This is a genomic window from Microbacterium sp. SLBN-146 (assembly GCF_006715145.1).
Taxonomy (GTDB): domain Bacteria; phylum Actinomycetota; class Actinomycetes; order Actinomycetales; family Microbacteriaceae; genus Microbacterium.
This window is the reverse complement of the sequence record NZ_VFMR01000001.1, coordinates 1,138,074-1,150,412: the sequence shown is the minus strand read 5'-3', so window position 1 is coordinate 1,150,412 and position 12,339 is coordinate 1,138,074. Positions and strand designations below refer to the sequence as shown.

General features: G+C 68.1%; 2 protein-coding genes. Both read right to left on the bottom strand.

Annotated features, from left to right (window positions below):
- Nucleotides 1–5 precede the first annotated feature (5 nt).
- Complete coding sequence (locus FBY39_RS04985) at nt 6–6,068, bottom strand: Ig-like domain-containing protein (protein ID WP_141930708.1); 6,063 nt, start codon at nt 6,066–6,068, stop codon at nt 6–8.
- Between the two features lie 157 nt (nt 6,069–6,225).
- Complete coding sequence (locus FBY39_RS04980; protein WP_141930706.1) at nt 6,226–12,297, bottom strand: Ig-like domain-containing protein; 6,072 nt, start codon at nt 12,295–12,297, stop codon at nt 6,226–6,228.
- Nucleotides 12,298–12,339 lie beyond the last annotated feature (42 nt).

Here is a 12,339-nt window from a genome sequence, read left to right as displayed (position 1 = left end):
TGCCGCTACCAGGAGCGTCTCTCGTACTGCGTGCCGCTGATCCCGACCCAGACCTGGTCACCGGCGTAGCCGTAGTAGCAGCCGAGCTCGCGCGAGCCGTTGGCGGGAATGGACGTGACGCGCGTCGTCGCGAACGCTCCGCTGCGGCTGCTGTAGCAGGTGACCTGATAGTCGCCGGCGGGGAAGTTCTGCGTGTTGACGACGAAGAAGGCGCAGGCCGCGGAGCCGCAGTTCGGCTGGCCGACGGCCGACCCTCCGCGGGTCACCCACGCCTTCGGCTGCGGGGGCGGCGGCGCGTCGACCGTGCGGGCCTGTGCCGACGCCGTCGTGGTCTGTCCCGCCGCCGTCGTGCGCACCTCGATGGTGTGGGTCTCGGAGTAGCCGTAGTCGCGGCGAATGGTGTCCCTCGCCGCCACGGTCGTCCATCCGCCACCGTCGATTCGGATCTGCGTCGTGATGTCGCGGCCGTTCCTCGCCGGGGAGGTCCAGCTGAACGTGATCGTGCGGTCATTGCGGCTTGCGTCCGCGGTCGGGTTGCCGATGGGACCGTACGGTGCGACGGTGTTCGACGCGGCCGACGGATCGCTCTGGTACGTCGAGCCGTCGGCTGTCGCAACCGCCCGCACACGAACCGAGTAGGACCCGTTGTTGTTGACCTGACCGTTCCCGATCGTCCGGCCGTCCCAGTCGTTGCGCCATCCGCCGCCGTTGACGGAGTACTCGTAGCGGATCTCGTTCGCGTTGGCTCCGTTGGCAGCGCCCGGCGTGTACGTCACGGCGACGGTGTTGTTGCCCTCGGTCGCCGAGACGTTGGTCGGAGCGCCGGGAGGTGTGAACGCGCGGCGTGGGGCGGAGGGTGCGCTGTCGGCACCCCACCCGGCCTTGTTCTGCGCCGCGACCGTAAACGTGTAGTCCGACGTGGAGGTCTGCACCGTGACGGCCTGCGAGGTCTGTCCCGCCGCGACCGGGATCGTGTTGCGCACGGTGCCGCCCTGGATGACGTTCAGGCGGTAGCCCGAGATCGCATCGCCGTTCGCGGCCGGAGGCGTCCAGTTCACCTGCATCTGCGCCTGCGTCCCGACGGAGTCGATGCGGGTCGTCGTGGGTGCTGCCGCGGCCGACGGCGGCGCCGCGGGGACCATGCCCGCCGAATACGCGCTCCAGCTCGACGGATCCGGCGCACGGTTATGCGCCCGCACCCGCACCTGATAGTTCGTGCCGTTCTCCAGGCCCTCCCAGGTCAGGGAGTTGCCCGTCACATTCGTCTTCTGCGTGATCCCCGACGGCGGCGCGGGAGAGATCTCCAGCGTGAACGACTCCACCGGAGAACCCGGCGTCGACGGCGTCACCCACGCCACCTGCAGGCTCCGATCGCCGAACTGCAGCGTCGGCGGGTTGGGCGTGTCCGGACGCGCATCCGGACGCGCGGTCTCCGACGGCGCCGACGCCTCCGAATCCCCCGCCCGATTCGTCGCAACAACCACGAAGTTGTACTCCACGTTGTTCGTCAAACCATCCAACGTGCACGTCGTCGCCACACACGCCTTCGAGTACCCGCCCGCCAGCGACCGCACCGTGTAGCCCGTGATCTCCGCACCATTGTTCGGCGGCGGCGACCACGACAACACCACCGTCCGATCCTGCACACTCGACACCGTCGGCGTCCCCGGCGCATCCGGACGACCCTGCACCGTCACGTTCACACGGCCCTCGACCTCACGGTCGGGGTCGCCCGTGGCATCCTGCACGCGGTAGCGCACGACGAGGGTGCCGAAGAAGTCGGCGCCCGGCGTGATGCTCAGCCGGTCACCCGCGATGTCGACGGCGCCCTGCCCCGTCTCGACACGCGCCGTGACGATCTTCAGCGGTGTCTCGGGGAAGGGATTGAAGTCGTTCGCGAGCACCGCGACGTCGACGGTGCGCCCCTGCGGAGCCTCCGGCACGACATCGTCGTTCGCCGTCGCGAGCGGCCTCGTCGAACCGATGACGCGCAGCGTCACGACGCCCTCGACCGGCTCCGTCTCACCATCCGAGACGCGCACCGTGACGGTCGCCGTCGTGCCCTTGGGGGTGTTCGCCGCGGCGCTGGCACGCAGCGTCCCGCCCTCGATGGATGCCGAGAGCCCCTGCGCCACGCCGCCGACGATGGCAAAGCTCATGCCGTCGAGGTCGCCGGGGTCGGGGTCGGTCGTGAGCGCGAGGAGGTCGAGCGATGCAGGGTCTTCGCCGGGCGCGACGTCCACCTGACCGTTCGTGAACGTCGGCTGCTGGTTGTCGGGGGGAAGCACCGTGATGGGGATCGTGAGCGTCGCCTTGATACCGGCGGGGTCGTCGGGTCCCGTGCCGTCCGTCACTTCGAACGTGAGCGCGTCGGGGCCGAAGTACCCGTCGGCGGACGTGTAGGTGAGGGTCGTCTGGTCCTTGACGAGGCTCGCGCCGTTCGAGAAGGATGACTGGACCTTGGCCGCCTCGGTGACCACGACGCTCTTGCCAGCCCCCGCGCGGACGTACTCCGCGAGCGGGACGTCGATCGTCTCACCGCTGGCGACCTCGATCGTGCGATCGCTGATGAGTGTCGGCGGAATCGTCGTGAGCCCGGGAACGAACAGGAACGCGGATGCCGTCAGGCCGTCCTCATCCGTGATCGTGTAGGTGAGGAGCTGCTGCGCGTCGATCAGGGTGACGCGGATCCGGCCGTCGTCGAGGACGCGTGCGGTGTCGCCGGCGACGCTCACCGTGAGGGCGTCCTTCGTGCCATCCGGGTCTTCGTCGTTGGCGAGGACCTCGACGTCGACCTGGTCGTCCTCGATGTCAGCCGGCTGCACCCGGTCATCGCGCGCGATCGGACGCTGCAACGGCACGTCATCGGCGACCGTGATCTGCAAAACCGCCTTCGCCTCCGCACCGCGTGCGTCGCGGATCGTGTACTGCAGGCTCGTCTCCACCGGCTCGTCCGGCGAGGTCACCACGACCCGCTGGCCCTGAACCACCGCCTCCAGTCCCGGAACATCCGGGAGGACCAGCCCATCGCGGACGAGACCGAACTCATCCCCATCGGGATCGGAGTCGTTCGCCGTCACCGGCACCGCCACGGAGCGCCCCGGACGCATGATGACGGAATCCTTGACCGCATACGGCGCCTGATTGACCGCTTCGGCCGGGGCGATGCCGACCCGCACGGGCGCGGTGGCCTCCTTACCGAAGCGGTCGCGCACACGGTAGCTGAAGGTGTCGAGGCCCGCGGCATCGTCGAAGGCCTCGTAGACGAGGAAGTTCGCCCCCGTCTCACTGATGCGCCCCTTCTTCGGCGGGGTGGCGATGCCGACGAGCTCGACCGAGTCACCGTCGGGGTCGATTCCGTCGAGCGGGATCGCGATCTTGACGCGCGACCCGTTCAACACACGCGCCGTCAGGTCACGCGGGCGGGGAGCGGTGTTCGTCTCCTCGTTGATCGGGAGGATCTGGATCGTGACGTATCCGGCATCCTTCTGACCCGCCGTGTCGTAGACCTCGTAGGTCGCGTAGACGGTTCCGGGTTCGTCGCCCGCCTTGAAGCGCAAGGTGTCTTCGGAGACGAAGATCTCTCCGTCCTCGGGCTCGATGAGAGGCGGCACCAGATCGGGAGCGACGTGGATCGTGTCGCCATTGGGGTGGTAGTCGTTGTCGAGCACGGGGATCGTGACGATGTCACCCGCGCGGACGATGACCTGGTCGTCGTTCGCGACCGGCGGGCGCAATTGCGACGGCGCCGGTACCGGAATGACGATGACCTCGCCTTCGGCCTGGCGCGACCCGTTGGAGATCCGGTAGCTGATCCGCACCTGCTGTGACAACGCGCCCTGGTCGGTGATGCGGAGGGTTTCGTGGTTGAGGACGGACACGGCGATGCCGCTGTTGGGTTCGACCGTGACGGACTGGACCACGAGGATGCCACCAGCCGGGTCACTGTCATTGGCCAGCACGTTCACCAGCACATCCCCACCCGAAGGAAGGAGCGCGACATCACGGACCGCGATCGGATCCCGGTCGGTGTCACTGTCGGCCAGCACATCCACGCGCACCAGGCCCGGAACCCCGTTCGCACCCGCCGACGCGAGGTACTGCACGTAGTACGTGCCCGGCGCGTCAGAGGTGAAGGAGAACGTCTTGTTCGCGAAGTCCGGGACGATCGTCGCCCCCGCCACCTCATCGACCCGCGTCAGCCTCAGCGGCTCCCGACCCGAACTGGTGTCGTTGGCGAGCGGCGACACCGTCACCGTCTGCCCCGCCCGCACCACGACATGATCCGCGTTCGTCACCGGCACCGTCGACCCCACCGGACGCACATCGAACCGCACGACCCCCTCGGTCACCTCGTTGCCATCCGACACCAGGATCACGACATCCTTGCGGCCCTGCGTCCCCCCGATCGCCCGGTATGTGATCCGACCATCCGACGTGAAATCCGCCTCATCGCCCGGAGCAGGCACCACCGACGCCAGGAACACGTCGTCGCCGTCCGGATCGATCCAATCCGGCAGCACGTTGTACGACACCGTCCCACCGGACTCCACCGTCACCGCCGTCACACGCTTCTGCACCGGCGCCGAGTTGACATCCCACCCGCGCACAGACATCCGCACGGTGGCCTGATCGGTTCCGCCTCGGCCGTCATCGACCTCATAGACGAAGGAGTCGCTCCCCGATGCGTTCTCGGGCACCGCGATCTGCAGACCTGCCCCGTTGTTCACGGGCTGGACGACACCGAGGCCGGGATCCCCATCGGGAAGCGTGACCGTGAGGACATCGCCGTCCGCGTCGGAGTCGTTGTCGAGCACCGGAAGAACCGTCGTGCGGCCCGGGCGAACACCGAAGTCGTCGTCGTTGGCGATCGGGGCCGTGTTCTGCTCCGTCCGCTCCGGAAGAGTCGTCTCCACCGACTCCTCCGTCGTCTGCTCGTCCTCCTCCGTCTCCCCCTCCGGAGGAGTCACATCGTTCCAGTTATCGATCCGCTGCAGACTGTCGCTGGCCATCCACGCAGCCCCACCGACAATGTCGTTCAACACGACAACATCCCGGTTCACCCGGAACCGCAACACCGACTCCGGCGTCACACCCTCGATATCCGCACTCAGATCATCCGCCTCGCCCACACAATCGCGGACGAACTTCGCCGACCCCGACCACGCCGCATACGAACACCCGTTCAACCGCACCGGAGCAGCCGGATCCCCCTGCGCCCCCGACGACACCCCCACCGGCTCCGACCCATCCAACGGCACCCGCACCAACGACCCCGACGTCGCCACCAACACCGCATCAGACTCCGCCGACGGAACCTGCAACACACCGGTTTGACCCTGCTCAACCTCAGCGGAGAGTCCCGCCGACGACAACACACGACCCGACGCGGCATCCAACACCACCGCCGTCGACCCCACCGCCGACACACTCACCTCACTGGTCTCATCGACACCCTCGAGGCTCGTGCGAGACGGTTCACGGGCCTCGTCGCCCTCGTCGAGCTCGATCGTCAGAAGCTCCCCGTCCGAGGGCGACACTCCGTAGGCCGTTCCGTCGGTTCCCACCGCGATCGCGGCACCGCGACCGAGCGACATGGTCGGATCCGTGCCCTGCACCTCGAAGGCGCCCGCGGCGGCCGCAGGCAAGACCCACGCGTCGCCGGACTCGCGGTCGAGGACGGCGATCGTGCCGCCGCCGAGCTGGACATCGGCGTCGGCGGGAAGGTCCGCGGCATCCGTCAGGACGACGAGAGCGGGATCGATCGTCGTCAGACTCGCGTCGGTGCGGTTGTGGACGAGCACCGTCTCGCCCGACTGCACGATGTCGTAGTCGTCGCTCGTCGTGCGGAGCGCCCCATCGAGCACGCGAGACTCGTGATTGAAGTGCCCCACCATCAGCGCCGACTGCTTCGTCACCCACACGCCACCGTCGTGGAGATCCACCTCCGTCGTCGGAAAACCCTCGTACACGAACGCCATCGTGGTGAGAGCGACCGCGGTCGCCGAGACGATGCCGGCAGAGGCCAGCGCCTTCGGGCGCGCACGCAACCAAGCGAACGACGTCATATGAACTCGGCCTCCCCCAGGCACGTTCTCTGAAGCGTCGGGTCCCGGACCTGTCCGGGCGCTCATTGTGGGATCTAGTCCGACAAGCGTAACCCGACGCGAAGAGTGGTATGAACCTGCGGGTATGGGGATATTCCCCCACCCGTCTCTTCACCCTCTAGTACCAGCGAATACGTTCTGACTCACCCCGGCCGTGAATGAGGATCCAGAATTCCTCGCCCGGGTCGCCGAAGTAGCAGTTGAGCTGGATGGACCCGTTGGCCGGAACGGAATATACGCTCGCGCCCCACTGGCCTCCCCACGGACCGGTTCCGTTGCACGACAGGGTGTAGTCGCCCGCGGGGAAGTTCGAGACGTTCAGGACGGCGTACGCGCACGACGGGTCGCTGCATCGGTACTGACCGACGGCGCTCGATCCCTTGCTCGGCCACGCGCGGGGCTGCGGCGGATCTGCGGATCGGGCCGAGGCCGAGTTCGTCGAGACCTGACCCGCGGCATCCGTGGCCCGCACCTGGATCGCGCGGCTCTGCGAGTACCCGACGTCGTGGGTTTCGCTGCCGCTCGCAGCGACCGTCTTCCAGCCCGTGACCCCGTCGATCGCGATCTCCATCTTCACGATGTCGCGACCGTTCCGCGCCGGGGCCGACCAGTTGAAGGTGATGTTCGTGCCGCTGGCGGATGCCGACGCTCCCGGCTGCCCGATCGGACCATAGGGCGCCGCGCTGTTGGATGCCGACGAAGCCGCACCGTCGTAACGCACGCCGTCGAGCTGCGTGTAGGCCCGGACCTGGACGGTGTACGTGTTGTTGTTCGCGATGCCGGACACGATCGTGCGGCCGTCCCAATCGCCGCGCCAACCGCCACCGACGTTGTACTCGTAGCGGAGCTCGCTCGGGTTCGCGCCGTTGCCCGGCGCCTCGCCGTAGGTGACGACGATGCGACTGTCGTTCGCGGGGGTCGTCGCCTGCACGTTGGTCGGGGCGCCGGGAGGCGTGAAGGCCCGGCGCGGGGCCGACGGGGCGCTGTCGGCACCCCACCCGGCCTTGTTCTGCGCCGCGACCGTGAACGTGTAGTCCGACGTCGATGCGTCGATCGACAGCGCCTGGCTCGTCTGCCCAGCCGGGACCGGAACCGTGCGCACGAGCGAGCCGCCACGAATGACGTTCAGGCGGTAGCCGGAGATCGCATCGCCGTTCGCGGCGGGAGGCGTCCAGTTCACCTGCATCTGCGCCTGCGTCCCGACCGGTTGCAGGCGGGTCGTGGTGGGTGCTGCCGCGGCCGACGGCGGTGCGGCGGGGACCATGCCCGCCGAGTACGCGCTCCAGCTCGACGGATCCGGCGCACGGTTATGCGCCCGCACCCGCACCTGATAGTTCGTGCCGTTCTCCAGGCCCTCCCAGGTCAGGGAGTTGCCCGTCACATTCGTCTTCTGCGTGATCCCCGACGGCGGCGCGGGAGAGATCTCCAGCGTGAACGACTCCACCGGAGAACCCGGCGTCGACGGCGTCACCCACGCCACCTGCAAACTCCGATCACCGAACTGCAACGTCGGCGGATTCGGCGTATCCGGACGCGCATCCGGCCGAGCCGTCTCCGACGGCGCCGACGCCTCCGAATCCCCCACCCGATTCGTCGCAACAACCACGAAGTTGTACTCCACGTTGTTCGTCAAACCATCCAACGTGCACGTCGTCGCCACACACGCCTTGGTGTAGTTCCCCGCCAGCGACCGCACCGTGTAGCCCGTGATCTCCGCGCCATTGTTCGGCGGCGGCGACCACGACAACACCACCGTTCGATCCTGCACACTCGACACCGTCGGCGTCCCCGGCGCATCCGGACGACCCTGCACCGTGAGCCGGATGCGGCCTTCCACTTCGCGGTCCGCGTCGCCGGTGGCATCCTGCACGCGATACCGCACGACCATCGTCCCGAAGAAGTTCGCGTCGGGAGTCACACGCACCTGGTCACCCGCGACCGCGGCGGTGCCCTGACCGGTCTCGACGATGGCGGTCGTCACGGTGAGCGGCGTCTCGGGGAAGGGGTTGAAGTCGTTCGCGAGGACGGGGACCGTGACGGCCCTCCCCTGCGGGGCCTCCGCGATCGTGTCATCGTTGGCGGTGGGGAGAGGACGTGTCGATGCCGTCACGCGGACGGTCACCGTCCCCTCGACGGGCTCCGTCTCGCCATCCGTCACGCGCACGGTGAGCGTCGCGGTCGTGCCCTTGGGTGTGCCGGCACCGGCGCTCGCTCGAAGCGCTCCGCCATCGATGGATGCCGAGATCCCCTGCGGCGCGCTGCCGACGAGCTGGAACTGCAGGCGCTCGAGGTCACCGGGGTCGGGATCCGTCGTCAGTGCGCGGAGATCGAGCGTTGCGGGGTCCTCACCGGGAGCGACGTCCACCTGTCCGCTCGTGAAGGACGGTTGCTGATTGTCGGGCGGAAGGACGGTGATCGCGAGCGAGAGCGTCGCCTTGATGCCGGCGGGGTCGTCGGGTCCCGTACCATCCGTCACTTCGAACGTGAGGGCATCGGGACCGAAGTACCCGGCGGCGGACGTGTAGACGAGGGTCCGCTGATCCTTGACCAGGTTGGCTCCGTTGGAGAACGACGCCTGCACCTTCTGCGCTTCGGTGACCACGACGCTCTTGCCAGCCCCCGCGCGGACGTATTCCGCGAGCGGGATCTCGATCGTCTCGCCGCTCTTCACCTCGATCGCGCCGGTCCCCGTGATCGTCGGCGGAAGGGAGCCCAGACCGGGGACGACGATGAACGCGGATGCCGCGAGCCCGTCCTGATCCGTGATCGTGTACGTCAGGAGCTGCCGCTCATCGCTGAGGGTCACGCGCACGGTTCCGTCATCGAGGACGCGTGCGGTGTCGCCGGCGACGCTCACCGTGAGGGCGTCCTTCGTGCCATCCGGGTCTTCGTCGTTGGCGAGGACCTCGACGTCGACCTGGTCGTCCTCGATGTCAGCCGGCTGCACCCGGTCATCGCGCGCGATCGGACGCTGCAACGGCACGTCATCGGCGACCGTGATCTGCAAGACCGCCTTCGCCTCCGCACCGCGTGCGTCGCGAATCGTGTACTGCAGGCTCGTCTCCACCGGCTCATCCGGCGAGGTCACCACGACCCGCTGGCCCTGAACCACCGCCTCCAGTCCCGGAACGTCCGGGAGGATCAACCCATCGCGGACGAGGCCGAACTCGTCTCCATCGGGATCGGAGTCGTTCGCCGTGACGGGGACCGCCACCGAGCGCCCCGGACGCATGATGACGGAATCCTTCACCGCGTACGGCGCCTGGTTCACCGCCTCGGGCGGGGCGATGCCGACGCGGATCGGGGCCGTCGCCTCGAGCCCGAGCCGGTCGCGGACGCGATACGTGAACGAGTCGAGCCCCGCCGATTCGTCGAACGACTCGTAGACGAGGAAGTTCGATCCGGTCTCGGTGATGCGCCCCTTCTTCGGGGCGCTCGCGACACCGACGAGCTCCACGGAGTCGCCGTCGGGATCGATGCCGTCGAGCGGAATGGCGATCTTGACCTTGGATCCGTTGAGGACGCGGGCGGTGAGGTCGCGCGGACGCGGCGCGGTGTTCGTCTCCTCGTTGACGGGGAGGATCTGGATCGTGACGTATCCGGCATCCTTCTGACCCGCCGAGTCGAAGACCTCGTACGTCGCATACGCCGTGCCCGGCTCGCTCCCCGCCTTGAACCGCAGCGTGTCTTCCGAGACGAAGACCTCGCCCTTCGCGGGGTCGAGGAGAGGGGGCACCAGATCAGGAGCGACATGAATCGTGTCGCCGTTCGGGTGGTAGTCGTTGTCGAGCACGGGGATGGTCACGATGTCACCCGCGCGGACGATGACCTGGTCGTCGTTCGCGACGGGGGGGCGCAATTGCGACGGCGCCGGCACCGGAATGACGACGACCTCGCCCGCCGCCTGCCGCGCGCCGTTCGAGATGCGATACGTGATGCGCACTTGCTCCCCGAGCGCCGCTTGATCGGTGATGCGGAGGGTTTCGTGGTTGAGGACCGAGACGGCGATGCCGCTGTTGGGTTCGACCGTGACGGACTGCACGACCAGGATGCCGCCGGCGGGGTCACTGTCGTTCGCCAGCACGTTCACCAACACGTCCCCACCCGAAGGAAGGAGCGCGACATCGCGGACCGCGATCGGATCCCGGTCGGTGTCACTATCCGCCAGGACATCCACCCGCACGAGACCCGGAACACCGTTCGCGCCCGCCGACGCGAGGTACTGCACGTAGTACGTGCCCGGCGCGTCGGACGTGAAGGAGAACGTCTTGTTCGCGAAGTCCGGGACGATCGTCGCTCCCGCCACCTCATCGACCCGCGTCAGCCTCAGCGGCTCCCGGCCCGAGCTGGTGTCGTTCGCGAGCGGTGACACCGTCACCGTCTGCCCCGCCCGCACCACGACATGATCCGCGTTGGTCACCGGCACCGTCGACCCCACCGGACGCACGTCGAACCGCACGATCCCCTCGGTCACCTCGTTGCCATCGGACACCAGGACTACGACATCCTTGCGACCCTGCGTTCCCCCGATCGCGCGATATGTGATCCGACCATCCGACGTGAAATCCGCCTCATCGCCCGGAGCAGGGACAACGCTCGCGAGGAACACGTCGTCGCCGTCCGGATCGATCCAATCCGGCAGCACGTTGTACGACACCGTCCCACCGGACTCCACCGTCACCGCCGTCACACGCTTCTGCACCGGCGCCGAGTTGACATCCCAGCCGTGAACCGTGAGTCGGGTCGTCGCGGTGTCCGTCCCCCCTCGGCCGTCGTTCACTTCGTAGAGGAAGGAATCAGACCCGGTCGCATCTTCCGGGACGGCGATCTGAAGGCCGGCACCGTTGTTGATCGGCTGCACGGTCCCCAACCCGGGGTCGCCGTTCGGCAAAGTCACGGTGAGGACGTCGCCGTCCGCGTCGCTGTCGTTGTCGAGGACCGGAAGGACCGTCGTGCGGCCCGGGCGGACACCGAAGTCGTCGTCGTTGGCGATCGGGGCCGTGTTCTGCTCCGTCCGCTCCGGAAGAGTCGTCTCCACCGACTCCTCCGTCGTCTGCTCGTCCTCCTCCGTCTCCCCCTCCGGAGGAGTCACATCGTTCCAGTTATCGATCCGCTGCAGACTGTCGCTGGCCATCCACGCAGCCCCACCGACGATGTCGTTCAACACGACAACATCCCGGTTCACCCGGAACCGCAACACCGACTCCGGCGTCACACCCTCGATATCCGCACTCAGATCATCCGCCTCGCCCACACAATCGCGGACGAACTTCGCCGACCCCGACCACGCCGCATACGAACACCCGTTCAACCGCACCGGAGCAGCCGGATCCCCCTGCGCCCCCGACGACACCCCCACCGGCTCCGACCCATCCAACGGCACCCGCACCAACGACCCCGACGTCGCCACCAACACCGCATCAGACTCCACCGACGGAACCTGCAACACACCGGTTTGACCCTGCTCAACCTCAGCGGAGAGTCCCGCCGACGACAACACACGACCCGACGCGGCATCCAACACCACCGCCGTCGACCCCACCGCCGACACACTCACCTCACTCGACTCGTCGACGCCGGGGAGCGTGCTCACGGTGGGCTCCGCCGCCTCGCCGTCGTCGCCCGCGCGGATCGTGACGAGCTCGCTCGTCGACGGCGACACCCCGTAGGTCGTCCCGTCGACCCCGACGGCGATCGCCGCGCCCGGCCCGAGGGATGCCGTCGGATCGGTGCCCTGCACCTGGAACGACGACGCCGCCTGCGCGGGCACGACCCACACATCGCCGGACTCCCGGTCGAGGAGCGCGACGGTCTCGCCGCCGAGCTGCACATCGGCATCGACAGGAGTGGTCGCGGCATCCGTCAAAACCACCATGGCCGGATCGACGGCCGTCAGGCTGGCATCCGTGCGGTCATGGAGAAGGACCGTCTCGCCCGACTGGATGATGTCGTAGTCGTCACTCGTCGTGCGGAGCGCCCCGTCGAGCACGCGGGACTCGTGATTGAAGTGCCCCACCATCAGCGCCGACTGCTTCGTCACCCACACGCCACCGTCGTGGAGATCCACCTCCGTCGTCGGGAACCCCTCGTACACGAACGCCATCGTCGCGATCGCGACCGCCGACGCGGTCAGGACACTCGCGGAAGCGAGCGCCTTGGGGCGCGCGCGGAGCCACGCGAACGACGTCATTCGGACTCGGCCTCCCCCAGGCGCGTATCGGCGAAGCGTCGG